Source organism: Pseudomonas sp. Yb2C2 (assembly GCF_052112325.1).
In the GTDB taxonomy this organism is placed as follows: domain Bacteria; phylum Pseudomonadota; class Gammaproteobacteria; order Pseudomonadales; family Pseudomonadaceae; genus Aquipseudomonas; species Aquipseudomonas marginalis.
Genome location: NZ_JAVAJK010000006.1, coordinates 88569 through 115366, shown reverse-complemented (window position 1 = coordinate 115366; position 26798 = coordinate 88569). Strand labels below are relative to the sequence as shown.

General features: G+C 61.9%; 30 protein-coding genes. 18 read left to right on the top strand and 12 right to left on the bottom strand.

Translation table 11 applies throughout. The features are described 5' to 3' along the window. Positions 1 to 22: 22 nt before the first annotated feature. Positions 23 to 451 (bottom strand): NINE protein, encoded by a 429-nt coding sequence (locus tag Q8X51_RS10290; RefSeq protein ID WP_027606088.1) that lies wholly within the window; start codon positions 449 to 451, stop codon positions 23 to 25. A 250-nt stretch (positions 452 to 701) separates the two neighbouring features. On the opposite strand from Q8X51_RS10290, the gene Q8X51_RS10285 reads away from it, so the two are divergent. Continuing rightward, positions 702 to 1337: a C40 family peptidase gene (locus Q8X51_RS10285; protein ID WP_027606089.1), complete on the top strand. Its 636-nt coding sequence runs from the start codon at positions 702 to 704 to the stop codon at positions 1335 to 1337. A gap of 78 nt (positions 1338 to 1415) precedes the next feature. Here the strand turns inward: Q8X51_RS10285 and Q8X51_RS10280 are convergent, their stop codons facing one another. After that, positions 1416 to 2450: a type IV pilus twitching motility protein PilT gene (locus Q8X51_RS10280; RefSeq protein WP_065923849.1), complete on the bottom strand. Its 1035-nt coding sequence runs from the start codon at positions 2448 to 2450 to the stop codon at positions 1416 to 1418. Between the two features lie 57 nt (positions 2451 to 2507). Between Q8X51_RS10280 and Q8X51_RS10275 the strand changes: the two genes are divergently transcribed. The 9 genes from Q8X51_RS10275 to Q8X51_RS10235 all read left to right on the top strand — a co-directional run bounded on the left by Q8X51_RS10275 (position 2508) and on the right by Q8X51_RS10235 (position 9143). Then, positions 2508 to 3194 (top strand): YggS family pyridoxal phosphate-dependent enzyme, encoded by a 687-nt coding sequence (locus Q8X51_RS10275; protein ID WP_065923850.1) that lies wholly within the window; start codon positions 2508 to 2510, stop codon positions 3192 to 3194. A 33-nt stretch (positions 3195 to 3227) separates the two neighbouring features. Next, positions 3228 to 4046 carry a pyrroline-5-carboxylate reductase gene (proC, locus tag Q8X51_RS10270; protein WP_027606092.1) on the top strand — a complete coding sequence of 273 codons (819 nt, stop codon included), beginning with the start codon at positions 3228 to 3230 and terminating at the stop codon, positions 4044 to 4046. 25 nt (positions 4047 to 4071) lie between these two features. Further along, positions 4072 to 4659, top strand: a complete 588-nt coding sequence (locus Q8X51_RS10265; protein ID WP_065923851.1) for a YggT family protein — start codon at positions 4072 to 4074, stop codon at positions 4657 to 4659. 126 nt (positions 4660 to 4785) lie between these two features. Then, complete coding sequence (gene metX / locus Q8X51_RS10260; protein ID WP_027606094.1) at positions 4786 to 5925, top strand: homoserine O-succinyltransferase MetX; 1140 nt, start codon at positions 4786 to 4788, stop codon at positions 5923 to 5925. Positions 5926 to 5932: 7 nt separating this feature from the next. Continuing rightward, positions 5933 to 6553: a methionine biosynthesis protein MetW gene (gene metW, locus Q8X51_RS10255; RefSeq protein ID WP_017735309.1), complete on the top strand. Its 621-nt coding sequence runs from the start codon at positions 5933 to 5935 to the stop codon at positions 6551 to 6553. 21 nt (positions 6554 to 6574) lie between these two features. Then, positions 6575 to 7009: a DUF4426 domain-containing protein gene (locus tag Q8X51_RS10250; protein ID WP_027606095.1), complete on the top strand. Its 435-nt coding sequence runs from the start codon at positions 6575 to 6577 to the stop codon at positions 7007 to 7009. Then, complete coding sequence (gene rdgB / locus Q8X51_RS10245) at positions 7006 to 7602, top strand: RdgB/HAM1 family non-canonical purine NTP pyrophosphatase (RefSeq protein WP_027606096.1); 597 nt, start codon at positions 7006 to 7008, stop codon at positions 7600 to 7602. The genes Q8X51_RS10250 and rdgB overlap by 4 nt, the downstream gene beginning before the upstream one ends. Beyond that, a complete protein-coding gene (gene hemW / locus Q8X51_RS10240) occupies positions 7599 to 8801 on the top strand; it encodes a radical SAM family heme chaperone HemW (RefSeq protein WP_074847824.1) in 1203 nt (400 codons plus the stop codon). Before rdgB ends, hemW begins: the two co-directional genes overlap by 4 nt. 18 nt (positions 8802 to 8819) lie before the next feature. Further along, entirely contained in the window at positions 8820 to 9143 is a 324-nt protein-coding gene (locus Q8X51_RS10235; RefSeq protein WP_010207241.1) for a DUF3392 domain-containing protein, read from the top strand. Positions 9144 to 9224: 81 nt separating this feature from the next. On the opposite strand, the gene trmB is transcribed toward Q8X51_RS10235, so the two are convergent. The 4 genes from trmB to Q8X51_RS10215 form a co-directional block, all read right to left on the bottom strand. Continuing rightward, positions 9225 to 9950, bottom strand: a complete 726-nt coding sequence (trmB, locus tag Q8X51_RS10230) for a tRNA (guanosine(46)-N7)-methyltransferase TrmB (protein ID WP_065946517.1) — start codon at positions 9948 to 9950, stop codon at positions 9225 to 9227. A gap of 9 nt (positions 9951 to 9959) precedes the next feature. Further along, positions 9960 to 10754, bottom strand: a complete 795-nt coding sequence (locus tag Q8X51_RS10225; RefSeq protein ID WP_065946518.1) for a thiazole synthase — start codon at positions 10752 to 10754, stop codon at positions 9960 to 9962. 60 nt (positions 10755 to 10814) lie between these two features. Beyond that, on the bottom strand, positions 10815 to 11015 hold the full coding sequence (gene thiS / locus Q8X51_RS10220; RefSeq protein ID WP_049711100.1) for a sulfur carrier protein ThiS: 201 nt from the start codon (positions 11013 to 11015) through the stop codon (positions 10815 to 10817). Between the two features lie 79 nt (positions 11016 to 11094). Next, positions 11095 to 11469 (bottom strand): DUF423 domain-containing protein, encoded by a 375-nt coding sequence (locus tag Q8X51_RS10215; RefSeq protein WP_065923855.1) that lies wholly within the window; start codon positions 11467 to 11469, stop codon positions 11095 to 11097. 74 nt (positions 11470 to 11543) lie between these two features. Between Q8X51_RS10215 and mtgA the strand changes: the two genes are divergently transcribed. Next, positions 11544 to 12266, top strand: a complete 723-nt coding sequence (gene mtgA / locus Q8X51_RS10210) for a monofunctional biosynthetic peptidoglycan transglycosylase (RefSeq protein ID WP_065923856.1) — start codon at positions 11544 to 11546, stop codon at positions 12264 to 12266. Positions 12267 to 12312: 46 nt separating this feature from the next. Here the strand turns inward: mtgA and rpoH are convergent, their stop codons facing one another. The 4 genes from rpoH to ftsY form a co-directional block, all read right to left on the bottom strand. Then, the gene (rpoH, locus tag Q8X51_RS10205) at positions 12313 to 13167 is read right to left on the bottom strand and encodes an RNA polymerase sigma factor RpoH (protein ID WP_003176698.1); all 855 of its coding nucleotides are present in this window, start codon (positions 13165 to 13167) and stop codon (positions 12313 to 12315) included. Positions 13168 to 13296: 129 nt separating this feature from the next. Beyond that, positions 13297 to 14319, bottom strand: a complete 1023-nt coding sequence (gene ftsX, locus Q8X51_RS10200; RefSeq protein ID WP_065923857.1) for a permease-like cell division protein FtsX — start codon at positions 14317 to 14319, stop codon at positions 13297 to 13299. Then, positions 14316 to 14987 (bottom strand): cell division ATP-binding protein FtsE, encoded by a 672-nt coding sequence (ftsE, locus tag Q8X51_RS10195; RefSeq protein WP_003213784.1) that lies wholly within the window; start codon positions 14985 to 14987, stop codon positions 14316 to 14318. Before ftsE ends, ftsX begins: the two co-directional genes overlap by 4 nt. After that, positions 14984 to 16363, bottom strand: coding sequence for a signal recognition particle-docking protein FtsY (gene ftsY / locus Q8X51_RS10190; protein ID WP_315872711.1), 1380 nt, complete (start codon positions 16361 to 16363; stop codon positions 14984 to 14986). The genes ftsE and ftsY overlap by 4 nt, the downstream gene beginning before the upstream one ends. Positions 16364 to 16861: 498 nt before the next feature. Here ftsY and Q8X51_RS10185 point away from each other — a divergent pair, with 498 nt between their 5' ends. From Q8X51_RS10185 to Q8X51_RS10170, 4 genes are all read left to right on the top strand, one after another. Continuing rightward, positions 16862 to 18217, top strand: coding sequence for a M16 family metallopeptidase (locus tag Q8X51_RS10185; RefSeq protein ID WP_065923859.1), 1356 nt, complete (start codon positions 16862 to 16864; stop codon positions 18215 to 18217). Further along, a complete protein-coding gene (locus Q8X51_RS10180; protein WP_323146206.1) occupies positions 18210 to 19700 on the top strand; it encodes a M16 family metallopeptidase in 1491 nt (496 codons plus the stop codon). The genes Q8X51_RS10185 and Q8X51_RS10180 overlap by 8 nt, the downstream gene beginning before the upstream one ends. After that, positions 19700 to 20317 carry a 16S rRNA (guanine(966)-N(2))-methyltransferase RsmD gene (rsmD, locus tag Q8X51_RS10175; protein WP_027606107.1) on the top strand — a complete coding sequence of 206 codons (618 nt, stop codon included), beginning with the start codon at positions 19700 to 19702 and terminating at the stop codon, positions 20315 to 20317. Before Q8X51_RS10180 ends, rsmD begins: the two co-directional genes overlap by 1 nt. Before the next feature lie 61 nt (positions 20318 to 20378). After that, positions 20379 to 21374 carry a hydrolase gene (locus Q8X51_RS10170; RefSeq protein WP_407693680.1) on the top strand — a complete coding sequence of 332 codons (996 nt, stop codon included), beginning with the start codon at positions 20379 to 20381 and terminating at the stop codon, positions 21372 to 21374. Positions 21375 to 21431: 57 nt separating this feature from the next. On the opposite strand, the gene Q8X51_RS10165 is transcribed toward Q8X51_RS10170, so the two are convergent. Next, positions 21432 to 22286: a sulfurtransferase gene (locus Q8X51_RS10165; RefSeq protein WP_137212357.1), complete on the bottom strand. Its 855-nt coding sequence runs from the start codon at positions 22284 to 22286 to the stop codon at positions 21432 to 21434. 33 nt (positions 22287 to 22319) lie between these two features. Beyond that, positions 22320 to 22991 carry a TetR/AcrR family transcriptional regulator gene (locus Q8X51_RS10160; protein ID WP_407693681.1) on the bottom strand — a complete coding sequence of 224 codons (672 nt, stop codon included), beginning with the start codon at positions 22989 to 22991 and terminating at the stop codon, positions 22320 to 22322. Positions 22992 to 23137: 146 nt separating this feature from the next. Here Q8X51_RS10160 and Q8X51_RS10155 point away from each other — a divergent pair, with 146 nt between their 5' ends. Genes Q8X51_RS10155 through Q8X51_RS10145 form a run of 3 tightly spaced genes read left to right on the top strand, consistent with a single transcriptional unit; the run spans position 23138 to position 26772 of the window. Continuing rightward, on the top strand, positions 23138 to 24565 hold the full coding sequence (locus tag Q8X51_RS10155) for a coniferyl aldehyde dehydrogenase (RefSeq protein ID WP_065923863.1): 1428 nt from the start codon (positions 23138 to 23140) through the stop codon (positions 24563 to 24565). 28 nt (positions 24566 to 24593) lie between these two features. After that, on the top strand, positions 24594 to 25139 hold the full coding sequence (locus Q8X51_RS10150; RefSeq protein ID WP_065923864.1) for a twin-arginine translocation pathway signal protein: 546 nt from the start codon (positions 24594 to 24596) through the stop codon (positions 25137 to 25139). Between the two features lie 37 nt (positions 25140 to 25176). After that, entirely contained in the window at positions 25177 to 26772 is a 1596-nt protein-coding gene (locus Q8X51_RS10145) for a GMC family oxidoreductase (protein ID WP_065923865.1), read from the top strand. Positions 26773 to 26798: the final 26 nt, after the last annotated feature.

The window sequence follows — 26798 nt, the reverse complement described above, 5'->3', positions numbered from 1 at the left end:
GCTCCTACAGGTTATTTATGATCTAGCGGCCGCCGTTGCGCTCGGCATTGCGGATCGAAACCTGGGTATTCAAGGTCCAGAAGTCATACAGCACTCCCACCAGGAACAAGCCGCCGGTCAGCAGGTAGATCAGGCCGGTGATCCATTTGCCCTGGTACATGCGGTGCACGCCGAACACCCCCAGAAACGCCAACAGAATCCACGCCACGTTGTATTCGATAGGCCCAGCGGTAAAACGCAGGTCCGCTTCACGGTCCATGGCCGGAATCAGGAACAGGTCGATCAGCCAGCCGATCCCCAGCAAGCCGAGGGTGAAAAACCAGATCGTTCCAGTGACCGGTTTGCCGTAATAGAAACGATGGGCCCCGGTAAACCCGAAAATCCAGAGCAGGTAACCGATCACCTTGCTGTGGGTGTCTTGCTGCGGACCAACCTGTTGATAGGTGTTCATGGAGTACCTCTTTTGCTTCGATAGATAAATTTTTTCACTTTCTTTGTGACTTTTTTACAGGCGCCCGACGTACGGCAAATGGTATCTTCCCTCCCCTGAAAGCCTTATGCCACCTGACTTGTGTAGGACAATCGCGGCGAATCGTCGCGTTTTTCCTGAGTTTGACCCCAAGGTTCAGTCGACAAACGGCCTGAGAACGACACAAAAAGCTGTTATAAAGTTGCGCGCAAACCCATAAGAGCCACGCCTAATGCGACCATTTTTAAAGACATGGCTAACCATTTGCCTATTAATGCCACTGGCCGCCCACGCCACCAATCGTGAGCAACGACTTCCGAACGTCAACGGTTTCACCCCTAAAGTCCACAGCGCGCCCAGCACTGCCAAATCGGCAAAGCCGACCGTCAGCCGCCCGACTCAACTGAGCAAGGCCCACGGTAAAGCAGTTCCAGGCCTGATGGCAGTCAACACCAGGCAAAGCAGCACCGTCCTCAGCCGCGCCGTAAACGTGCTCGGTACTCCTTATCGTTGGGGCGGCAGCAGCCCAAGTAAAGGGTTCGACTGCAGCGGCCTGGTGAAATATGCGTTTAACGACGTAGCGGCCGTGGATCTGCCGCGCACCTCCAACGCCATGGCCGCCGGTCATGGGCAGAAGGTTGAGCGCAAGGACCTGAAACCGGGTGACCTGTTGTTCTTCAAACTGAAGAGCCGCCAGGTGAACCACGTAGCCATCTACCTGGGCAACGACCGCTTCATCCACGCACCGCGCCGTGGCAAGTCGGTCAGCATCGACACGCTGAAAAAGCCGTTCTGGGACAAGAACTACGTGATTGCCAAGCGGGTTCTGCCGAAAGAGCAGAATACCTTGCGGGTAGTACAACGCTGATCTGAAGCTGGAATGCAGTAGTACATGTGGGAGGGGAGCAAGCCCCCTCCCACATTTGATGTGTGTCGTCCACACCCCTCAGATATCCCCAGGCACCCTCGCCTTCTCCCGCGCCTCTTCCCGGCTGATCACGCCTTCCGTGACCAACGCCTTCAAGCTCATATCCAACGTCTTCATGCCCAACGCGCCGCCGGTCTGAATCGCCGAGACCATCTGCGCCACCTTGTCTTCGCGGATCAAGTTACGAATAGCCGGCGTGCCCAGCATGATTTCATGGGCCGCCACCCGCCCGCCGCCAACCTTCTTGACCAGCACCTGGGACACCACCGCCTGCAACGACTCCGACAGCATCGAGCGGACCATGGCCTTTTCCCCCGCCGGGAACACGTCCACCAGCCTGTCCACGGTCTTTGCCGCCGAGGTGGTGTGCAGGGTGCCAAATACCAGATGCCCGGTCTCAGCCGCCGTCAGGGCCAGGCGGATGGTTTCCAGGTCGCGCAGTTCGCCCACCAGGATCACGTCGGGGTCTTCGCGCAGCGCCGAACGCAAGGCCAGCGAGAAACTATGGGTATCTCGATGCACCTGGCGCTGGTTGATCAGGGCGGTTTTCGGCGTGTGGATAAACTCGATGGGGTCTTCCAGCGTGAGGATGTGCTGGCGCCGATGCTGGTTGAGGTAATCGATCATCGCCGCCAGGGTAGTGGACTTGCCGGAGCCGGTGGGGCCCGTCACCAGCACCAGGCCGCGCGCAAGCTGGGCGATACGCTGGAACACTTCCCCCAGGCCGAGGTTTTCCAGGCTCTGGACCTCGGCCGGGATGGTGCGAAACACCGCGCCCATGCCGCGATCCTGCTGGAATACGTTCGCCCGGAACCGCGCCACGCCCGGCAACTCGAAGGCAAAATCCGTTTCAAGAGATGTTTCGAAATCCTTTTGTTGGTAGCGGTTGAGCAACGGGCTCAATAAATCCGCTACTTGCGGGGGTGAAAGCACCGGCCAATCCAACGGCCAGACCTCACCATCAATACGCAGCATAGGCGCCATACCGGCCGACAGATGCAGGTCGGAAGCGCCGCGACGCACGCCGGCCTGCAGTAATTCAGTGATATCCATAGGGCTTTCCATTTCCAGTAGAATGCCGCGGACTCCATATCCACGGGCGCATCTTGAATGTCGACGATAGCAGACAACATCGGCCAGGTTAGCCAGCGCATCCGCGCCGCAGCCGACGCCGTGCAACGTGACGCAAACAGCATCCACCTGCTGGCCGTGAGCAAGACCAAACCCGCCCAAGCCGTGCGTGAAGCCTATGCCGCCGGGATGCGTGATTTTGGCGAAAACTATCTGCAGGAGGCCCTGGGCAAGCAGGCCGAATTAACCGACCTGCCCTTGAGTTGGCACTTCATCGGCCCCATTCAATCGAACAAGACTCGCGCCATCGCCGAGAATTTCGCTTGGGTGCATTCCGTGGACCGTCTCAAAATTGCACAACGCCTGTCCGAGCAACGCCCGGTGGACCTGCCTGCGCTGAATATCTGCATCCAGGTCAATGTCAGTGGCGAGGCCAGCAAGTCCGGCTGCACCCCCGCCGACCTGCCGGCCCTGGCCAACGCCATCAGCGCCCTGCCGCGCTTGAAGCTGCGGGGCTTGATGGCGATTCCCGAGCCGACGGACGATCGGGCCGAACAAGACGCCGCGTTTTCCAGCGTGCGCGACCTGCAAAACAACCTGAACCTGCCGCTCGACACACTTTCCATGGGCATGAGCCACGACCTTGAGTCGGCCATCGCCCAAGGCGCCACCTGGGTGCGGATCGGTACCGCCCTGTTTGGCGCCCGCGACTACGGCCAGCCATGAAATGGCTGACATCCATCTAAGTAAGGACCTGTCATGAGCAACACGCGTATTGCCTTTATCGGCGCCGGCAACATGGCGGCCAGCCTGATCGGCGGCCTGCGGGCCAAAGGCCTGGAAGCGGCGCAGATCCGCGCCAGCGATCCGGGCGCCGAGACCCGTGCCCGCGTCAGCGCCGAGCACGGTATCGAAACCTTCGCCGATAACGCCGAAGCCATCCAAGGTGTCGATGTGATCGTGCTGGCGGTCAAGCCACAGGCCATGAAGGCCGTGTGCGAAAGCCTGCGCCCAAGCCTTCAGCCACACCAACTGGTGGTGTCGATCGCCGCCGGTATCACCTGCGCCAGCATGAACAACTGGCTCGGCGCGCAACCGATCGTGCGTTGCATGCCCAACACCCCGGCGCTGCTGCGCCAGGGTGTGAGCGGTTTGTACGCCACCCACGAGGTGACCGCCGAGCAACGTGACCAAGCCCAGGAACTGCTGTCCGCCGTGGGCATCGCCCTGTGGCTGGAACAGGAGCAGCAACTGGACGCGGTCACCGCCGTGTCGGGCAGCGGCCCGGCTTACTTCTTCCTGCTGATCGAGGCCATGACCGCCGCCGGCGTGAAACTGGGCCTGCCACAGCAAGTCGCCGAGCAACTGGCCGAGCAAACCGCCCTGGGCGCCGCGAAAATGGCTGTCTCCAGTGAAGTGGACGCTGCCGAGTTGCGCCGTCGCGTCACCTCCCCCGGCGGCACCACGCAGGCTGCCATCGAATCGTTCCAGGCCGGGGGCTTTGAAGCCCTGGTGGAAAAAGCACTGGGTGCCGCAGCACATCGTTCGGCTGAAATGGCCGAGCAGCTGGGCAAATAGTCGTCCCCCTACAAAGGAATAAATGATGCTTGGACTCAATGACGCCGTCATCTTCATCATCCAGACCTTGGGCAGCCTGTACCTGCTGATCGTGCTGATGCGTTTTATCCTGCAACTGGTGCGGGCGAACTTCTACAACCCGCTGTGCCAATTCGTGGTGAAGGCCACCCAACCGCTGCTCAAGCCCCTGCGTCGAGTGGTCCCGAGCATGTTCGGCCTGGACATGTCGTCGCTGGTGCTGGCGCTGCTGCTGCAGATCCTGCTGTTCGTGCTGGTCTTGATGCTCAAGGGCTACCTGCCTTACACCGTGCTGCTGTTGCCATGGGCACTGATCGGGATCTTCTCGTTGTTTTTGAAGATCATCTTCTGGTCGATGATCATCAGCGTGATCCTGTCCTGGGTCGCGCCGGGTAGCCGCAGCCCAGGTGCCGAGCTGGTGTCTCAGATCACCGAGCCGGTGCTCGCGCCGTTCCGCCGCTGGGTGCCCAACCTGGGCGGCCTGGATATTTCGCCGATCTTCGCGTTTATCGCGATCCAGCTGATACAAGGCTGGGGCATCCCGTACCTGGCTGACTTCGCGAACATGCCCAAGGAACTGTTCGGACTGATCTGACAGGCGGAGCAAATGCAGGAGGGGCGGGGCGACGATTCGACTTGCTCCCTCCCACATTTGGCCTTTGCTTGCCGCTGGGTGCATCGGTCTTTAGACTTACGCCTCATTTAAACGAGAGCAGGGTCGATGCCAACTGCCTTCCCCCCCGATTCTGTTGGACTGGTCGTGCCCCAAGTGGCGCACTTCAGCGAACCACTGGCCCTGGCCTGTGGTCGTTCGCTGCCTGCCTATGACCTGATTTATGAAACCTACGGCCAACTGAACGCCACGGCGAGCAATGCCGTGCTGATCTGCCACGCCCTCTCCGGTCATCATCACGCCGCTGGTTTCCACAGCGTTGACGAGCGCAAGCCTGGCTGGTGGGACAGTTGCATCGGCCCCGGCAAGCCCATCGACACCAACAAGTTCTTTGTCGTCAGCCTGAACAACCTCGGCGGCTGCAATGGCTCCACCGGCCCCAGCAGCCTCAACCCGGAAACCGGCAGGCCGTTCGGCGCCGACTTCCCCGTACTCACTGTGGAAGACTGGGTGCACAGCCAGGCGCGCCTCGCCGACCTGCTGGGTATCCGGCAATGGGCCGCGGTGATCGGCGGCAGCCTGGGCGGCATGCAGGCCCTGCAATGGACCATCACGTATCCGGATCGCGTGCGCCATTGCCTGGCCATCGCCTCGGCGCCCAAATTGTCGGCGCAGAACATCGCCTTCAACGAAGTGGCGCGCCAGGCCATCCTCACCGATCCCGAGTTCCACGGCGGTTCGTTCCAGGAAGCCGGTGTGATCCCCAAGCGCGGCTTGATGCTGGCGCGAATGGTCGGGCACATCACCTACCTGTCCGATGACTCCATGGGCGAGAAATTCGGCCGTGGCCTCAAGAGCGAGAAGCTCAACTACGACTTTCACAGCGTCGAGTTCCAGGTGGAAAGCTACCTGCGTTATCAGGGCGAGGAGTTCTCCGGGCGTTTCGACGCCAACACCTACCTGCTGATGACCAAGGCCCTGGACTACTTCGACCCGGCAGCCAACCACGACGATGACCTGGCGAAAACCTTCGAGGGCGCCACGGCCAAGTTCTGCGTCATGTCGTTTACCACCGACTGGCGCTTCTCGCCGGCTCGCTCCCGAGAGCTGGTGGATGCGCTGATGGCGGCCAAGAAAGACGTCTGCTACCTGGAGATCGATGCACCGCAAGGCCATGACGCCTTCCTGATTCCGATCCCGCGCTACCTCCAGGCTTTCAGCAACTACATGAACCGCATTACTTTGTGAGAACGCCATGAGAGCCGACCTGGACATCATCCAAGACTGGATCCCCGCCGGCAGCCGCGTGCTCGACCTGGGCTGCGGCGATGGCGAACTGCTGAGCTGGCTGCGCGACAACAAGCAAGTCACCGGCTACGGCCTGGAAAACGACCCGGACAACATCGCCCAGTGCGTGGCCAAGGGCATCAACGTGATCGAGCAGGACCTGGACAAGGGCCTGGGCAACTTCGCCAGCAACAGCTTCGATATCGTGGTGATGACCCAGGCCCTGCAAGCGGTGCACTACCCGGACCGCATCCTCGACGAAATGCTGCGCGTGGGTCGCCAGTGCATTATCACCTTCCCCAACTTCGGGCACTGGCGCTGCCGCTGGTACCTGGCGACCAAGGGCCGCATGCCAGTCTCGGATTTCCTGCCGTACACCTGGTACAACACGCCGAACATCCACTTCTGCACCTTCGAAGACTTCGAAGCCCTGTGTGGCGAGCGTGAAGCCAAGGTGATCAACCGCCTGGCCGTCGATCAACAGCATCGTCACGGCTGGGCAAGCAAGCTATGGCCCAATCTGTTGGGCGAAATTGGTATCTATCGGGTCAGCAGCCCTGGCCTGACGGATCACAAGATTGCCGTCTAATCATTTTCAAGAGGGACGATCATGAGTCGCTTGGCTATTTTTCTACTGACTGCATGCCTGGGCGCCAGCGCCATGGCGGCGGACACTATCGACGCTAATCGCAAGAAAGACTTCGGTGATATCACCGTTCATTACAACACCTTCACCTCCAGCTTCCTGCAGCCGGAAACCGCCCAGAAAGTCGGCGTGGTGCGCAGCAAGGAGAAGGGCTTGATCAATGTGACCGTGATCAAGGGCGTAACCCCGGTGGCAGCGCAAGTGACAGGCACCATCAAGGACCTGGGCGGCAAGAGCGAGATCCTGACGTTCAAGCAAATCGACGAGAAAGGCGGGATCAATTACCTCGCGCCGTACTCCGTGACGCAGCGGGAATACAAGACGTTTACCATCAATGTGGAAACCGGCGGCAAAGCCCATAGCTTCCAATTCAACCAGGAACTGTTTCCGGCGGAATGATGAACCTTACTCAACTCGTATTGGCCAGCCATAACGCCGGCAAGCTCAAAGAACTCCAGGCCATGCTCGGCGAATCCGTGCAGCTGCGCTCCATCGGCGAGTTCAGCCAGGTGGAGCCGGAAGAGACCGGCCTGTCGTTCGTCGAGAACGCCATCCTCAAGGCGCGCAATGCCGCACGCATCTCGGGCCTTCCGGCGCTGGCGGACGACTCTGGCCTAGCGGTGGACTTCCTCGGCGGCGCGCCGGGTATCTACTCGGCGCGTTATGCCGATGGCAAGGGCGATGCGGCCAACAACGCCAAGCTGCTGGACGCGCTCAAGGACGTGCCGGACGCGATGCGCGGCGCGCAGTTCGTCTGTGTGCTGGCTTTGGTGCGGCATGCCGATGACCCGCTGCCGATCCTCTGCGAAGGCCTGTGGCACGGGCGCATCCTGCACGCGGCCAGCGGTGAGCACGGTTTTGGCTATGACCCGCTGTTCTGGGTGCCGGAGCGCAATGTCTCCAGTGCCGAATTGAGCCCGGCCGACAAGAACCAGATCAGCCACCGTGCCCGCGCAATGGATTTGCTGCGCCAGCGCCTGGGCTTGAAATGACCCGGAACACCTCCGCGCAGCCGCTGATCCACGGTGGCGCGCAAACACCTCGGGCGGCGCTGCCGGTGCTGCCGCCCCTGGCGCTGTACATCCACATCCCGTGGTGCGTGCGCAAATGCCCTTACTGCGACTTCAACTCCCACACCGCCAGCAAGGTGCTGCCTGAAGAAGAGTATGTGGACGCCTTGCTGGCCGACCTCGATCAGGACCTGCACGCGGTGTATGGGCGCGAACTGAGTTCGATCTTCTTCGGCGGCGGCACGCCAAGCCTGTTCAGCGCTGCGGCGCTGGGCCGATTGCTCAAAGGCGTGGAAGCACGCATCCCGTTTGCCGGCGACATCGAGATCACCCTGGAAGCCAACCCCGGCACGTTCGAGCAAGAGAAGTTCGTCGCCTACCGCGCGCTGGGGATCAACCGGCTGTCCATCGGCATCCAGAGCTTCCAGCAGGAAAAGCTTGAGGCCCTGGGCCGCATCCACAACGGCGACGAAGCCGTACGCGCCGCCGGGATGGCGCGCCAGGCCGGGTTCGACAACTTCAACCTGGACCTGATGCACGGCTTGCCCGATCAGTCCCTGGACGATGCGTTGAGCGACCTGCGCCAGGCCATCGCGCTCAAACCCACACACCTGTCCTGGTACCAGTTGACCCTGGAACCCAACACCGTGTTCTGGAACCAGCCGCCCGCGCTACCGGAAGACGATACCCTGTGGGACATCCAGGAAGCGGGCCAGGCGCTGCTGGCCGAACACGGTTACGCACAATACGAAGTGTCGGCCTACGCCCAGCCCGGGCGCCCGGCGCGGCATAACCTCAACTACTGGAGTTTCGGCGACTTTATCGGCATCGGCGCCGGCGCCCACGGCAAGCTCAGCCATCCGGACGGGCGCATTGTGCGCACCTGGAAGACCCGCGCGCCGAAGGACTACCTCAACCCGGCCAAAAGCTTCCAGGCCGGGGCGAAGGAGCTGACCAACGAAGAGTTGCCGTTCGAGTTCCTGATGAACGCCCTGCGCCTCACCGAGGGCGTCGACGCCACGCTCTACGCCGAACGCACCGGCCTCGACCTGGCGAGCCTCGACGAGGCGCGGCGCGAGGCAGAACAAAGTGGCTTAATGCAGGTCGAACCGTCACGCCTGGCGGCCACCGATCGCGGGCAACTCTTTCTCAATGACCTGTTGCAGAAGTTTTTGAGCTGATCGCTCTAAGGAAATCGAATGGATCTGGTACTCGACCTGCTCGCCACGGTATCCCGCTGGAGCCGCAGCAACCTGTCGGAAATCTCCCTGGCCCTTGTGGGCTGTTTGCTGGTGCTGTTTGGCGCCGACATCAAGGGCTGGGTCGAAGCACGCCTGGGCAGCGTTGCCGGCGCGTTGCGCGTACCGTTGATGGCCCTGCTGTGCATGATCGGCAGCGGTGCGGCGCTGATCTACGCCACGCCGTGGATTGTGCGGGGATTGAGCCAGTTCAATAACTACAGCCTGGCGCCGGTGCTGGTGGTGGTGCTGGTGTTGATTGGCGTCGTCGCCGATCGCCGCTGACCTCAAATCCAACACAAAACAACTGTGGGAGGGGGCAAGCCCGCTCCCACATTTTTTACTGCATTCCAAGCCAGGGACTTGTCAGTCGACTTTCTCGAACTTCAAATCCCAAACCCCATGCCCCAGCCGCTCACCACGCCGCTCGAACTTGGTGATCGGGCGTTCGGCCGGGCGTGGCACGCATTTGCCGTCTTGCGCCAGGTTGCGGTAGCCAGGGGCAACGTCCATCACTTCCAGCATGTATTCGGCATAGGGTTCCCAGTCGGTAGCCATATGCAGGACACCGCCGACTTTCAGCTTGCTGCGCACCAGTTCCGCGAAGGAGGCCTGGACGATGCGGCGCTTGTGGTGACGGCTCTTGTGCCATGGGTCGGGGAAGAACAGCATCAGGCGGTCGAGGCTGTTGTCGGCGATGCATCGGTTGAGCACTTCGATCGCGTCGCAGTCATAGACCCGCAGGTTGGTCAGGCCTTGTGTCAGCACGCCATTAAGCAGCGCACCGACACCTGGGCGGTGGACTTCCACACCGATGAAATCCTGTTCCGGCGAGGCTGCGGCCATTTCCAGCAGGGAGTGGCCCATGCCGAAACCGATTTCCAGGGAACGCGGGGCCGAACGGCCGAACACCTGGTCATAGTCCACCGGCGCATCGGCCAGGGGCAGGACGAACAGCGGCGTACCTTGCTCCAGGCCCTTTTGCTGGCCCTCGGTCATGCGGCCGGCGCGCATCACAAAACTCTTGATGCGGCGGTGCTTGGACTCGTCGCCTTCTTCCACGGTGTTCGGCGTTTCGTTTGATTCAGTCATCAATGGCTCTTACTTGATCAGACCATCCAGCGGCGAAGAGGCGCTGGCGTAGAGTTTTTTTGGCATGCGCCCGGCAAGGTAGGCCAGGCGGCCGGCGACGATGGCGTGTTTCATGGCTTCGGCCATCAGCACCGGGTGCTGGGCGTGGGCGATGGCCGAGTTCATCAGCACCGCGTCACAGCCCAGTTCCATGGCGATGGTGGCGTCGGAGGCGGTACCGACACCGGCGTCCACCAAGACCGGGATCTTGGCTTCTTCGAGGATTATCTGCAGGTTGTACGGATTGCAGATACCCAGCCCGGAACCGATCAGGCCGGCCAGCGGCATCACGGCGATACAGCCGATTTCGGCCAGTTGGCGGGCGATGATCGGGTCATCGCTGGTGTAGACCATCACGTCAAAACCTTCCTTGACCAGGGTTTCTGCGGCCTTGAGGGTTTCGATCACGTTGGGGAACAGGGTTTTCTGGTCAGCCAGCACTTCCAGCTTGACCAGGTTGTGGCCGTCGAGCAGTTCACGGGCCAGGCGGCAGGTACGCACGGCTTCGATAGCGTCGTAGCAACCGGCGGTGTTCGGCAGGAAGGTGTAGCGATCCGGCGACAGCACGTCGAGCAGGTTCGGCTCGCCCTCGATCTGGCCGAGGTTGGTGCGGCGCACGGCGAAGGTCACGATCTCGGCGCCCGAGGCTTCGATGGCCTGGCGGGTTTCTTCCATGTCGCGGTACTTGCCGGTGCCGACCAGCAGACGGGACTGGTAGGTACGACCGGCCAGGACGAAGGGCTTGTCGTTGCGAACGATGCTCATGGGAAATCCTCGAAATGGGGTGAGGTTCTGCAGAATCCGGGGCTACATAAACGCGCGGGACTAGCCGCCGCCGATGGCGTGGACCACCTCGACCTGGTCACCCTCGGTGAGCGTGGTCTCGGCGTGCTGGCTACGCGGGACGATATCCAGGTTGAGTTCCACTGCGACGCGACGCCCGGTCAGGTCCAGGCGGGTCAGCAGGGCCGCAACGGTTTCACCGTCGGGCAGTTCAAGGGATTCGCCGTTCAACTGAATGCGCATGCCAGGGGCCGCCATCGTTTTTAGGGGCCAGCATTCTAGCGCGATTGGGACCTGAAGGTCAGCTTCAAGCGTCAAGCGGTCACAGTTGCAAGCGCCATGCTGCCAGCCCCAACAGGAACCAGCCAGACAGGAAGGCCAGGCCCCCGAACGGCGTGATGATGCCGAGCTTGCTGATGCCGGTCATGGTCAGCACATACAAGCTGCCGGAGAACAACAGGATCCCGACTACGAACGAGATGCCAGCCCACGTTACCAGCCGGCCCGGCAGGTGCGCGGCCAGCAACGCCACGCCGAACAGCGCCAGGGTGTGCACCAACTGATAAGTCACGCCGGTGTGAAAGATCGCCAGGTACTCGGCGCTGAGGCGGCTTTTCAGGCCATGGGCGGCGAACGCACCGAGGGCGACACCGGTGAAGCCGAAAAAGGCAGCCAGCATCAGAAAGCTACGCAGCATGAGGAACTCCAGTCAGACTCATTGGACAGGGTCTGTATAATGGCCCGCTCAACGGGTTCGGCCAAGCCATCTCTATGCTGCGTGTCCTCTTCAAACGCCTTCTCAACGTCGTGAAATGGTTTGCCATCGGCAGTGTTCTGCTGGTGCTGCTGTTCCGTGTCGTCCCGCCGCCCTTCACCGCGCTGATGGTGGAGCGAAAGGTCGAATCCTGGTTCGACGGCGAACCCATTGACCTGCAACGCACCTGGGTGCCGTGGGACGAGCTCTCCGACGACCTGAAAGTGGCGGTGATGGCCGGTGAAGACCAACGCTTCCCGCAGCATTGGGGCTTTGATTTCGGCGCGATCCAGGCAGCGCTCCTGCACAACGAGCGCGGCGGTTCGATCCGGGGCGCGAGCACGCTGAGCCAGCAGGTGTCGAAAAACCTGTTCCTGTGGGCGGGTCGCAGTTATTTGCGCAAAGGCCTGGAAGCCTGGTTTACCGGGCTGATCGAGGTGTTGTGGCCCAAGCAGCGGATTCTTGAGGTGTACCTCAACAGCGTGGAATGGGATGAAGGCGTGTTTGGCGCGCAAGCGGCGGCGCGACATCACTTTGGCGTGAGTGCCAAGGGGTTATCCCGGCAGCAGGCCAGCTACCTGGCGGCGGTGTTGCCTAATCCACGGGTGTGGAGTGCCAGCCATCCGACCGCGTATGTGGCGCGACGGGCAGCCTGGATTCGCCAGCAGATGAGCCAGCTGGGCGGAGAGGGTTACCTGGTGGAACTGAACAATTCCCGCAAAGCGCCTTGGTCCGACTGATACAACACAAAACAAATGTGGGAGGGGCTTACCCCCTCCCACATGTTCAGGCGGCGATCGACAACTTCAGCTTGTTCATCGCGCTTTTCTCAAGCTGGCGAATGCGCTCGGCCGACACGTTGTACTTCTGTGCCAGGTCGTGCAGCGTGGCTTTTTCTTCCGCCAGCCAGCGCTGGTAGAGGATGTCACGGCTGCGGTCGTCCAGCACTTCCAGCGCTTCGTGCAGGTTGTGGTTGGAGTTGTCGCTCCAGTCGGCGTCTTCCAGTTGACGCGCCGGGTCGTACCGGTGGTCTTCCAGGTAATTGGCCGGCGATTGGAAAGCGCTGTCGTCGTCCGCTTCGGCGGCCGGGTCGAAGGCCATGTCATGGCCGGTCAGGCGGCTTTCCATCTCGCGCACTTCACGGGGCTCAACGCCGAGGCTTTCGGCCACGCGGTGGACTTCCTCGTTGTTCAGCCACGCCAGGCGTTTTTTCTGGCTGCGCAGGTTGAAGAACAGCTTGCGCTGGGCCTTGGTGGTCGCGACTTTCACGATGCGCCAGTTGCGCAGGATGAACTCGTGGATTTCCGCCTTGATCCAGTGCACGGCAAACGACACCAGGCGCACGCCCATCTCAGGGTTGAAGCGCTTTACAGCCTTCATCAGGCCGACGTTGCCTTCCTGGATCAGGTCAGCCTGGGCCAGGCCGTAGCCGCTATAGCTACGGGCGATATGTACGACAAAACGCAGGTGGGCGAGCACCATCTGCCGAGCCGCCCCCAAATCCTGCTCATAGTAGAGACTCTCGGCCAGTTCACGCTCCTGCTCGGGCGTCAGCAATGGAATGCTGTTGACCGTGTGCACATAGGCTTCCAGGTTCGCACCCGGGACCAAGGCATAAGCAGGTTGCAAAGAAGTGGTCATACGAAAAAACCTCCGACTCACATAACTCGTGCAGTTCAGCACTGCGAAAATTGACCGGGAACCGTAGGACAAGTTCCCTAAACCACTGATACGGTCAATACAAACGAAACCACATTACCCTGACATTAACTACTTCGGTGCCAGCTCGCGTAAATGCCGTGCGACCGCAATCCAGGCACCGATATAACCCAACAATACCGCGCCAAGCAAGAGCGACAGACCATCGGCAACCGGCACCCCGGCCAGGGCAAAATCGCTGCCGTACAAGCCGGCAAGCCCGACAACCGCGTCGTTCAGCCAGTTCAGGCCGAATGCCAGCACGCCCCAGGACAAAATCCCCGCACCCAGGCCATAAAGCGCGCCCATGTACAGAAAAGGCCGACGCACATAGCTGTCCGTGCCGCCGACCAGTTTAATCACTTCTATCTCGGTGCGACGGTTTTCAATATGAAGACGAATGGTATTACCTATCACCAAAAGTAATGCAGACACCAATAGCACCGTCAGGCCGAATACAAAGCGGTCGCCCAGCTTGAGGATCGCCGCCAGGCGCTCCACCCAGACTAGATCAAGTTGCGCCTGTTGCACCTTCGGCATCTCTGCGAGTTTTTGTCGCAGGGCTTCAAGGCCCGCCTTGTCGACTTCATTCGGCGTCACCAGCACCACGCCCGGCAGCGGGTTCTGCGGCAGCTCTTTCAGCGCCTCGCCCAGGCCGGACTGTTGCTGGAACTCCTCAAGGGCCTGGTCGCGGCTGACGTACTCGGCGTCCGCGACGCCCGGCATGTTCTTGATATCGTCCCGTAGTGCTTCGCCTTCCTTGGTGCTGGCATCCAGGTTCAGGTATAGGGAAATCTGTGCCGCACGCTGCCAGGAACCGCCCAGGCGCTCGACATTATTAAGCAGCAGCGACAAGCCCATCGGCAGGCTCAGGGCCACGGCCATCACCAGGCAGGTAAAAAAGCTGCCGATCGGCTGCTTGCCCAGGCGACGCAGGCTGTCCAGCAGGCTGGCGCGATGGCTTTCGATCCAGGCGCGCAGCAGGGTACTGAAGTCCGGGCCGTCATCGTCGTCGTGTTTTTTCTTTTTCGGCTGCGGATCAGCCGGTTTCGGCGCCACGCGCTCGGAAACCTTGGGGCTACGTGTTGCACTCATACGCCAGCCTCCCCGTCACCGATCAGGCGACCGCGTTGCAGGGTCAGCATGCGATGGCGCATGCGGGCGATCAGCGCCAGGTCATGGCTGGCGATCAGTACGCTGGTGCCCAGACGGTTGATGTCTTCGAATACGCCCATGATCTCGGCCGCCAGGCGCGGGTCGAGGTTACCGGTGGGTTCGTCCGCCAGCAGCAAGGCCGGGCGATGGACGATGGCGCGGGCAATGCCGACGCGCTGTTGCTGGCCGGTGGACAGGTCGCCGGGGTAGAGGTCGGTCTTGTCCGACAGCGCCACGCGCTCCAGAGCCGAATCCACGCGCTTGACGATTTCGGCCTTGGACAACCCAAGAATCTGCAACGGCAGGGCAATGTTGTTGAACACCGTGCGATCGAACAGCAACTGGTGGTTCTGGAACACCACGCCGATCTGGCGGCGCAGGAACGGGATCTGCGCATTGCTGATGGTGGCCAGGTCCTGGCCCGCCAGCAGCAACTTGCCCGTGGTCGGACGCTCCATGGCCAGCAGCAGGCGCAACAGCGTACTCTTGCCGGCCCCCGAGTGACCGGTGACAAACAAGAACTCGCCGCGACGCACTCGAAAGCTCAGCTCATGCAAGCCCACATGCCCGTTGGCATAGCGTTTACCGACCTGTTCGAATCGAATCATGAACGCTCCCGCTCGGCAAACAGTGCCTGGACAAAGGGTTCGGCTTCAAAGGTGCGCAGGTCGTCGATGCCTTCACCGACGCCGATATAACGAATCGGCAACCCGAACTGCTTGGCCAGGGCGAAGATCACGCCACCTTTGGCCGTGCCGTCGAGCTTAGTCAAGGCCAGGCCGGTCAGTTGGACCGTCTGGTTGAATTGCTTGGCCTGGCTGATAGCGTTCTGGCCGGTACCGGCGTCCAGCACCAGCAACACCTCGTGCGGGGCGTCTGCGTCGAGCTTGCCGATCACGCGGCGGACTTTCTTCAGCTCTTCCATCAGGTTGTCTTTGGTGTGCAGGCGACCGGCGGTATCCGCGATCAGCACGTCGATGTTACGAGCCTTGGCGGCTTGCACGGCGTCGAAGATCACCGAGGCGGAATCGGCACCGGTGTGCTGGGCGATGACCGGGATCTTGTTGCGCTCCCCCCAGACCTGCAATTGCTCGACGGCAGCGGCGCGGAAGGTGTCACCGGCGGCGAGCATGACTTTCTTGCCTTCCGACTGCAGCTTCTTGGCCAGTTTGCCGATGGTGGTGGTCTTGCCGGCCCCGTTGACACCCACGACCAGGATCACGAACGGCTTGTTCGGGGTGATCACCAACGGTGCTTCCACGGGTTTGAGCATCGCAGCCAGCTCGGCCTGCAAGGATTTGTAGAGGGCGTCGGCATCGGTCAGCTGCTTGCGCGCGACCTTCTGGGTCAGGCTCTGGATGATCACAGCGGTGGCTTCGACGCCCACGTCAGCGGTCAGCAGGCGGGTTTCGATGTCTTCCAGCAGCTCATCGTCGATGACTTTCTTGCCGAGGAACAGGCTGGCCATGCCTTCGCCGATGCTGGCGCTGGTCTTGCTCAGGCCTTGCTTGAGGCGGGCGAAGAAGCCGGTCTTGCTGGTTTCGGTGGAGGCGACGGGCGGTTCGATGACGGCGGGAGCGGCAACCACCGGCTCCACTAGCGCAGGCACGGGGGCGGGCGCTTCGACAACGACCGGCTGCGGCTCAACGGTCACCGGAATCGGCGGCACCACATGCTCGGCCTGCACATCTTCAACCAGCGCCACAGGCTCTTCGGGCACCGGCAGCTCAGGCCACGGCTTGTGTTCGGGCTCAGGCTCCACCTCGGCCACCGGCTGCAACACCGGCTCAGCCATCGGCAACACCACCGGCGCCGGCGCTTCGGCAACGGGCTCGGCTTCTACTATAGGCTCGGGGATCGGCTCAGCTTGAACCTGTGGCTGTTCAGCGACGGTTTCCTGCGGCTTTTTGCGCAGCCATCCGAACAGGCCTTTCTTCTCGCCAGCCGCAGCTGGGGTCTTCTTGTCGTCGTTGGAACCAAACATGGAGACGGCTATCTCAAGGTAGCGACGCGCCGAGGGGCACATCGGTAAATAAAATTCGATGCGTAACAGACTGTTTTTTAGCCAGCTCGTTCATGCGCAACATTTTGTAAGGCCTAAATAGGGCCTTAACAAGACAGCCATAGTGGCCGTCCCTAGGTCGGATCAGTATCCTAGGGCGTGTCATTCATCATTACCAGTGCCGCGTTGTCGCCTAAAAGCCAGCCAGGCAAGGCGCAGGCCGCTGGGAATGTCTTTTCCTTGCCAAGGCCTGCAACGCAGCCTGGCTGACTTTTAGGCACAACCCGAAGGGCCGGGCCTGCTAGTGTGCAGGGCTGCGTTACTCGGAGCTTATTTGGAAAAACCAAACTGCGCTCCTCGCGCCTTGCCCTGCACACTAGCAGGCTCCGGCGCGGCACTGGTAATGATGAATGACACGCCCTAACCTCCTCGCCCGCCGACGCTAAGACCAAGCGGGCAGCCCAACAGGTTTAAAAACGAATGAATGCTCTAGCCCGCCACGCCGCAGGCCTGCTGTTCAGCACAGTTTGTCTGCCCCTTTCAGCCTTGGCTGCCGACCCACAACCCACCCATGAATTCACCCTGGATAACGGCCTCAAGGTGGTCGTGCGCGAAGACCATCGCGCGCCGGTGGTGGTTTCCCAGGTCTGGTACAAGGTCGGTTCGAGCTACGAAACCCCGGGCCAGACCGGTTTGTCCCACGCCCTGGAGCACATGATGTTCAAGGGCAGCGCCAAGGTCGGCCCCGGCGAAGCCTCGCTGATCCTGCGTGACCTGGGCGCCGAAGAAAACGCCTTCACCAGTGATGACTACACCGCCTACTACCAGGTGCTGGCCCGTGACCGCCTGGGCGTTGCCTTTGAGCTGGAAGCCGACCGCATGGCCAGCCTGCGCCTGCCGGCCGACGAGTTCAGCCGCGAAATCGAGGTGATCAAGGAAGAACGCCGCCTGCGCACCGACGACAATCCCATGTCCAAGGCCTTCGAGCGCTTCAAGGCGATGGCCTTCCCGGCCAGCGGCTATCACACCCCGACCATCGGCTGGATGGCCGACCTCGACCGCATGAAGGTCGAGGAGCTGCGCCACTGGTACCAGTCCTGGTATGTACCGAACAACGCCACGTTGGTGGTGGTCGGCGACGTCACCCCGGACGAGGTAAAAAACCTCGCCCAGCGCTACTTCGGCCCGATCCCCAAGCGTGACGTACCGCCCGCCAAGATTCCGATGGAGCTGGCCGAGCCCGGCGAGCGCCTGCTGACGATGCATGTGCAGACCCAATTGCCGAGCGTGATCCTGGGCTTCAACGTACCTGGCCTGGCCACCGCCGAAGACAAGCGTTCGGTCCAGGCCCTGCGCCTGATCTCGGCCCTGCTGGACGGTGGCTACAGCGCACGGATCTCCGAGCAACTGGAGCGTGGCGAAGAGCTGGTATCCGCCGCGTCCACCAACTACGACGCCTACACCCGGGGCGACAGCCTGTTCACCCTTTCGGCCACCCCGAACCAGCAGAAGAAAAAGACCGTTGCCCAAGCCGAAGCCGGCCTGTGGCGCCTGCTGGAAGAGCTGAAGGCCAAGCCACCGACCGCCGAAGAACTGGAACGCATCCGTGCCCAGGTCATCGCCGGCCTGGTGTACCAACGCGATTCCATCACCAGCCAGGCCACGGCCATTGGCTCCCTGGAAACCGTGGGCCTGTCCTGGAAACTCATGGACACCGAACTGGCCGACCTGCAAAGCGTGACCCCGGAAGATATCCAGAAGGCCGCGCGCACCTATTTCACCCGCGAACGTCTGAGCGTCGCCCATGTTTTGCCTGAGGAGACCGCTCATGAGTGATCGCAAAAGCAGCCGCCTGATCCTGCCGGGCCTGATCGCCGTGACCCTGGTCGCGGCGAGCGCCGTGTATTTCCTGCGCCCGAGTGAGTCCGTTGCCAGCCAGGCGCTGGATAAGGCTCAATCGGCCAACAAACTGCAATCCCTGGCGGAGCTGGACGGCAAGGCGCCGACCAACCGCAAGCTCGACGTGCAAACCTGGACCACCGCCGAAGGCGCCAAGGTGCTGTTCGTCGAGGCCCATGAGTTGCCGATGTTCGACATGCGCATCCTGTTCGCCGCCGGCAGCAGCCAGGACGGCAACGTGCCGGGCCTGGCGCTGATGACCAACGCCATGCTCAACGAAGGTGTACCGGGCAAGGATGTGAGCCAGATTGCCAGTGGTTTTGAAGGCCTGGGCGCCGACTTTGGCAATGGCGCTTATCGCGATATGGCGCTGGTGTCCCTGCGCAGCCTGAGCGACAGCGCTAAACGCGACGCCGCCCTGGCGCTGTTTGACGAGGTGATCGGCAAGCCGACCTTCCCCGCCGACTCCCTGGCGCGGATCAAGAACCAGATCCTCGCCGGCTTTGAATACCAGAAGCAGAACCCCGGCAAGCTGGCGAGCCTGGAGCTGTTCAAGCGCCTGTACGGCGATCACCCCTACGCTCACCCGAGCGAAGGCACGCCGCAAAGCGTTCCGAAGATTACCCTCGCGCAGCTGCAGGCGTTCCACGCCAAGGCTTATGCGGCGGGTAATGCGGTGATTGCCGTGGTCGGTGACTTGACCCGCGCCGAAGCCGAAGCGATGACGGCCAAAGTGTCCGCTTCGCTGCCCAAGGGCCCGGCCATGGCGAAAATCGCCCAGCCAACCGAGCCCAAGGCCGGCCTGAGCCATATCGAGTTCCCGTCCAAACAGACTCACCTGCTGTTCGCCCAATTGGGTATCGACCGCGCCGACCCGGACTACGCAGCCCTGTCCCTGGGCAACCAGATCCTCGGCGGCGGCGGCTTCGGCACCCGTTTGATGAGCGAAGTGCGCGAAAAACGCGGCCTGACCTACGGTGTTTACTCCGGTTTCTCGCCGATGCAAGTGCGTGGCCCGTTCATGATCAACCTGCAGACCCGCGCCGAAATGAGCGGCGGCACCCTGCGCCTGGTCGAAGACGTGCTGGCCGACTACCTCAAGACCGGTCCGACGCAAAAGGAACTGGATGACGCCAAGCGCGAGCTGGCCGGCAGCTTCCCGCTGTCCACCGCCAGCAACGCCGATATCGTCGGGCAACTGGGCGCCATGGGTTTCTACAACCTGCCGCTGAGCTATCTGGAAGATTTCATGAAACAATCCCAGGCCCTGACCGTAGAGCAGGTCAAGGCGGCCTTGAACAAACACTTGAGCGCCGACAAGATGGTCATCGTGACCGCCGGCCCAACGACTGCGCAAAAGCCACTACCGCCCCCCACTGATAAACCTGCCGAGCAGCCGCTCGGGGTTCCGGAGCATTAATGGCCAGTTCATCTCGCCCGAAAAAACCTGTCCACAACGTGCATAACGGTGTGGGCCAGCTGCGCATCATTGGCGGCGAATGGGGCAGCCGCAAGCTGAGCTTCCCCGACGTCGTGGGCCTGCGCCCGACGCCGGACCGCGTACGTGAAACCCTGTTCAACTGGCTGGCGCCGTACATTGCCGGCGCCAAGGTGCTGGACCCGTTCGCCGGCAGTGGCGCGCTGTTCCTGGAGGCGCTGTCCCGTGGCGCGGCCCAGGCCCAGGCGCTGGATGCCAGCAATGTCGCGGTGTCCAGCCTCAAGGAACACCTGGGCACCCTGCGCTGCACCAATGGCCAGGTGCAGACCGCCGACGCCCTGCGCTACCTGGAAACCCAGGCGCCCAGTGCCTACGACGTGGTGTTCCTCGACCCACCGTTCAACCAGAACCTGTTGCCGACCGTGTGCGCCTTGCTCGAAGAGCGCCAATGGCTGGCACCGGACGCGTGGATCTACACTGAAAGCGAGACCGCGCCGTCTACCCTGGGTTTGCCGGGCGCCTGGCGCCTGCACCGGGAGCAGAAATCCGGTCGTGTGTATTACGCGCTGTGGCATCGATTGGTCGAAAGCGTCGCTTAAAATCTGTGGTGAGCAAGCCCGCTCACCACAGACAGTGAGTCAGCTCAAAACTGAGAGTGTCATGACACCGTCCTCCGACCTGTTCACCCCCGCCTTCGGCCTCGGCAACCCTCACCTGCAAACCCTGTGGGGGCCGCTGTGGCGCCCGACTACCCATATCGAACGCCAACGCGAACGCCTGTGGCTGAAAGACGGCGACTTTCTCGACCTCGACTGGCATGGCCCCCATGACGCGCAGGCGCCGTTGGTGCTGGTGCTGCATGGGCTGACCGGCTCATCCAATTCCCCCTATGTGGCCGGCCTGCAAAAAGTCCTCGGCGCCCACGGCTGGGCCAGTGCGGCCTTGAACTGGCGCGGCTGTTCGGGCGAGCCCAACCTGCTGGCGCGCAGCTATCACTCCGGCGCCAGCGAAGACCTCGCCGCCGCGATTGCGCACCTGCGCGCCAAGCGGCCGTTGGCGCCGCTGTATGCGGTGGGTTATTCGCTGGGGGGCAATGTGCTGCTCAAGCACCTGGGGGAAACCGGCGAGGCGTCCGGGCTGCAAGGCGCAGCGGCGGTGTCGGTGCCATTTCGCCTGGACCAGTGTGCAGACCGGATCGGGATAGGTTTCTCGCGGATTTATCAAAAGCACTTCATGAGTGAAATGCTCGCGTATATCCGCGTCAAACAAAGCCGTTTTTTACAGGATGGCCGCGCGGACGGGCTGAAAACCCTGGAAGCGCTTGGCTCGCTGGAGAAGATGCGCACCTTCTGGGACTTCGACGGCCGGGTCACCGCGCCGCTGCATGGGTTCTTGAGTGCCGAGGACTATTACCGTCGCGCGTCGAGTCGCTACTACCTGGGCGCGATCCGCACACCGACGCTGATTATCCAGGCGGCCGACGACCCGTTCGTGTTTGCCCACAGCTTGCCCGAGGCCAGTGAGCTGTCGGCGTGCACCGAGTTTGAGCTGACGGCCAAGGGCGGGCACGTGGGCTTCGTCGATGGCTCGCTGAAACGCCCAGGCTACTACCTAGAGCGGCGCATACCGCAATGGTTATTGGCACGACACGGTTAAACATGTGAGAGGGGCAGGCCCCTCCCACATTCGGATTGGGTTTACACGACCGGGAACTCAGTCCCCCGTAGCGATTGCCCGCGTCGGATCGGTAATCCACTCGCTCCACGACCCCGCATACAACTTGCCCAACGGGTAACCCGCCAGGCTCAGGGCGAACAGGTTGTGGCAGGCCGTCACGCCCGAGCCGCAATACGCCACCAGTTCCTCCGGCGAGCGCCCCTGCAACTGCGCGGCGAAGCGCTGCTTGAGTTGCTCGGCCGGGAGGAAACGCCCGTCACTGCCCAGGTTTTCGTTGAACGCCGCACATTGCGCACCGGGGATATGCCCGGCAATGGGGTCGATAGGCTCCACCTCGCCGCGAAAACGCGCTTGGGCGCGGGCATCGATCAGGGTCAGGCCGGGTTGGCCCAGGCGTTTTTGCAGATGTTCGGCATCCAGCAGCAAGTGATTGTCCGGCGTGCCATCGAAAGTCCCACGCTCGATTACCGGCGCATCCAGGCTCAACGGGAAACCCGCGGCATGCCAGGCCTTGAGGCCGCCGTCCAGGATAAACACACCGTCACGCTTGCCCAGCCAGGCCAGCAGCCACCAGGCACGAGCCGCATAAGCGCCAGGGCCGTCGTCATACAGCACGATATCGGTGTCAGCATGGATACCCCATGCCCGCAGTTGCTCGGCGAAGGTGCCCGCCGCCGGTAACGGGTGACGACCGGTCACACCTTTGATCACCGGCCCGCTGAGATGGCGCTCCAGGTCGGCATATTGCGCACCGTCGATATGCCCTTCAGCGTAGCTGCAACGCCCGTAATCCGGGTCTTCCAAGGCAAAACGGCAATCCAGGATCACCAACCCCGCCGACGTCTGGCGCTCGGCCAATTGCTGGGGGCTGATCAGTTGGGCAAGCGGCATGATGGACTCCTGTGAACAGATTCGGGAAAGGTCCTACTTCACTTCTTCCAGTGCCTGGTTCAACGGCACGTAAAATTCTTTGAACAATGCATCCACCGCCTCTTTTGCCCGGGGCGTGACAAAGCCCGCCTCCAGCACCAGCACCTGATACACCCCGCGCTTGATGGCTTCGGCGCTCAGGTGGGCGGAATTTTCATTGGTGGTGCACAGGAAACGCACCCAGGAGGTGAGGATGATCCAGGCATTGAGGGTCAGGGCTTCGGTTTGCACCGGGTCCATGTTCAGGATGCCTGCATCGACAAACCCCTGGTAGATGGCGCCGCCCTGGATCAGGCAACGCTGGGAAAAACGCCGATAGCCGGTGGCCAGGTCCGGGTCGCTCTCCAGCAGGTGTTCAAGGTCGCGGTGCAGAAAACGGTAGCGCCACATGCCGGCCAGTACGGCCTGGAGATAAAAGCGCTTGTCCTCCACGACCATTGCACGCCCCTGGGGCGGACGCAGGAAACTGTCCACCAACGCTTCATATTCGCGAAACAGCACGGAGATGATCGCTTGCTTGTTGGGGAAGTGGTAGTACAGGTTGCCCGGCGAAATTTCCATATGGGCGGCGATATGGTTGGTGCTGATACTGCGCTCGCCCTGCTGGTTAAAAAGCTCCAGGCTGGTTTGCACAATACGCTCGCTGGTCTTTACTCGTGGTGCCATAGGGGAATCAGCTTCTGTACACGTGATAGGGCATCTTACGGCCTATCCTTGCCAGGATAAATCTGCATGTTGCTGCAATGTTATTTGACAATTTAGAGTAATGACTCTAAAAATCCACGCAGACCAATAACAATCGGTGCTGCGCCATGTCTGCCAACGTTGCCTACCTGCAAGATGCCCAGGCGCTGGATCAACTCCAGGACCTGTTCGACGCCCAACGCCGCGCCTACGCCGCCAACCCGATGCCGCCAGCTGCACAGCGCCAGCAGTGGCTCAAGGCCTTGCGGGATGTGCTCAGTGACGAGCGCCAGGCACTGATCCATGCGATCAGCCAGGATTTCAGCCAGCGCAGCGCCGACGAAACCCTGTTCGCCGAACTGATGCCCAGCCTGCATGGCATTCACTACGCCAGCAAACACCTAAAAGGCTGGATGAAACCTTCCCGCCGCGCTGTAGGCCTGGCCTTCCAACCCGCGTCAGCCAAAGTCATTTACCAACCCCTGGGCGTGGTCGGCGTGATCGTGCCGTGGAACTACCCGCTGTACCTGGCCATCGGCCCACTGGTCGGTGCGTTGGCGGCAGGCAACCGGGTGATGCTCAAGCTCAGCGAATCCACGCCCGCTACCGGCGAACTGCTCAAGGCGTTACTGGCGAGGGTTTTCCCCGAGGACCTGGTGTGCGTGGTGCTCGGCGAGGCCGAGGTGGGCATGGCGTTTTCCAAGCTGCGCTTCGATCACCTGCTGTTTACCGGCGCGACCAGTATTGGCAAGCACGTGATGCGCGCCGCTGCCGAACACCTCACGCCAGTCACCCTGGAACTGGGCGGCAAGTCGCCGGCCATTGTCTCCGCCGACGTACCGCTCAAGGACGCCGCCGAACGCATCGCCTTCGGCAAAGCCTTGAACGCCGGGCAAACCTGCGTGGCCCCGGACTACGTGCTGGTGCCGGAGGACCGCGTGGAGGGTTTCGTCGAGGCCTACAGCAAGGCGGTTCGCGGGTTTTATCCGACGCTGGCCGACAACCCGGACTACACCGCCATCATCAATGAGCGTCAATTGGCCCGGCTCAATGCCTACGTCAAGGACGCCACCGACAAGGGCGCCACCCTGATCCGGCTGTACGACCAGGGCCAGGCACGGCGCATGGCCCATAGCCTGCTGCTGAATGTCAGCGATGACATGACCGTGATGCAGGACGAAATCTTCGGCCCGGTGCTGCCGATCGTGCCTTATCGCGGCATCGACCAAGCCTTTGCCTACATCAACCAGCGCCCTCGCCCGCTGGCCCTGTATTACTTCGGCTACAACAAGCGCGAGCAGGACCGGGTCCTCCATGAGACCCATTCCGGCGGTGTCTGCCTGAACGACACCCTCCTGCACGTGGCCCAGGACGACATGCCCTTTGGCGGCATCGGCCCGTCGGGCATGGGCCACTACCACGGCCATGAAGGGTTCCTGACGTTCAGCAAGGCCAAGGGCGTGCTGGTGAAACAGCGCCTGAACGCGGCGAAATTGATCTACCCGCCCTACGGCAAATCGATCCAGAAACTGATCCAGAAGTTGTTTGTCCGCTGACACCGCCACCCACGGGATAACAATAAAAATGAACCCTAGCCTCACGGATTCACCCGCGCTATCACGGCGCGGCGTCTTGAAAATCGGTCTGTGTGCCAGCGCCTTCCTGGCCACGGCCGGATTGGGCGCCAGCCTCAGCGGCTGCTCCAGCAGCACCCCGGCCAGCGGCTTTGCCATGTTGCGCAGCAGTGACCTGCCGTTTCTGCGCGCGGTGATCCCGGTGCTGCTCGAAGGCGTGGCCAGCGCCCAGGACGTGGTCGCCGGGATTGAAGACACGCTGAAAAAACTCGACTACAGCCTGCAGCACCTGTCGCCGGAGATGTTCAAGCTCACCCAGCAGCTGTTCGATGTGCTCGGCATGGGCATTACGCGTGGCCCGTTGACCGGCATCTGGGGCAGCTGGGAAAACGCCAGCGCGGAGCAGATCCGCAACTTCCTGCACCGCTGGGAAAACAGCTACCTGAACCTGCTGCGCATGGGCCAGGGCTCGCTGCTCAAGCTGGTGATCATGGCCTGGTACTTCCGGCCCGCCGCCTGGGCGCATTGCGGCTACCCCGGCCCGCCGAAGATCTGATTTGCATCCCTCACAATAAAAACAAGAGACGACCCTGATGCCCGTACCCGATCTGTTCCGCGACGGCCTGGCCCGCGGCTGGAAAACCCACAATGGCGCCGCCCTCGACAGCGACCTGACCCTGGAGGCCGACGTGGCCATCATCGGCAGCGGCGCCGGTGGCGGCACCACTGCCGAGATCCTCAGCGCCGCCGGCTACAAAGTGCTGTTGATCGAAGAAGGCCCGCTCAAGACCAGCAGCGACTTCAAGCTGCTGGAGGACGAGGCCTACGCCAGCCTGTATCAGGAAGGTATCGGCCGCATGAGCAAGGACGGCGCCATCACCATCCTGCAAGGCCGCGCGGTGGGCGGTACCACGCTGATCAACTGGACCTCCAGCTTCCGCACCCCGGACGCCACCCTCAGCCATTGGGCCAGCGAGTACGCGGTAAAAGGCCACAGCAGTGCAGAGATGGCACCGTGGTTCGAAAAGATGGAGCAGCGCCTGGGCATCGCACCGTGGGCCATCCCCCCGAATGCCAACAATGATGTGATCCGCAAAGGCTGCGAAAAGCTCGGCTACAGCTGGCATGTGATCCCGCGCAACGTCCGTGGCTGCTTCAACCTGGGTTATTGCGGCATGGGCTGCCCGGTCAACGCCAAGCAGTCGATGCTGGTGACCACCATTCCGTCCACCCTGGAAAAAGGCGGTGAACTGCTCTACCTGGCGCGCGCCGAGCAGCTCAAATACAGCGGCGACACCATCAGCAGCCTGGAATGTGTGGCGATGGACGCGCGCTGTGTGGCGCCTACCGGGCGCAGGATCAGTGTGAAGGCCAAGCATTACGTGCTGTCGGGCGGCGGCATCAACAGCCCGGCGCTGCTGATGCGCTCGGGTGCCCCCGACCCGCATTCGCGGCTGGGCAAGCGGACCTTTTTGCACTTGGTGAACTTCTCCGCCGCATTGTTCGACGAGGTGATCAACCCGTTCTACGGCGCGCCGCAGTCGATCTACTCCGACCATTTCCAGTGGCAGGACGGCACCACCGGCAAAATGTCCTACAAGCTTGAAGCGCCGCCCTTGCATCCAGCATTGGCCAGCACCTTGTTCGGCGGCTATGGCACGCAGAACGCCCTGGACATGGGCCAACTGCCCCATACCCACGCCATGCTCGCGCTGTTGCGTGACGGCTTTCACCCCGACAGCCAGGGCGGCAGCGTGGACTTACGCGGTGACGGTACGCCGGTGCTCGACTATCAGGTCTCACCCTATGCCTGGGACGGCCTGCGCCGGGCCTTCCACAGCATGGCCGAAATCCAGTTCGCGGCGGGCGCCAAATCGGTCAAGCCCATGCACCATGACGCACGGTTCGTGAACACCTTGGCCGAGGCACGCAGCGTCATTGAGGGTTTGAATCTGGAATTGCACCGGACAACCCTGGGCAGCGCCCATGTGATGGGCGGCTGTGCCATGGGCGAAGATCCCAAAAACGCGGTGGCTGACAGCCTTGGCCGGCATCACCAATTGCGCAACCTGTCGATCCACGACGGTTCGTTATTCCCCACCAGTATTGGGGCCAACCCGCAATTATCGGTGTACGGATTAACCGCTCAACTGGCGACAGCCTTGGCCGAACGTCTGAAAACAGCGTGAAAAAACACGCCATTCGCGGTGTCTAT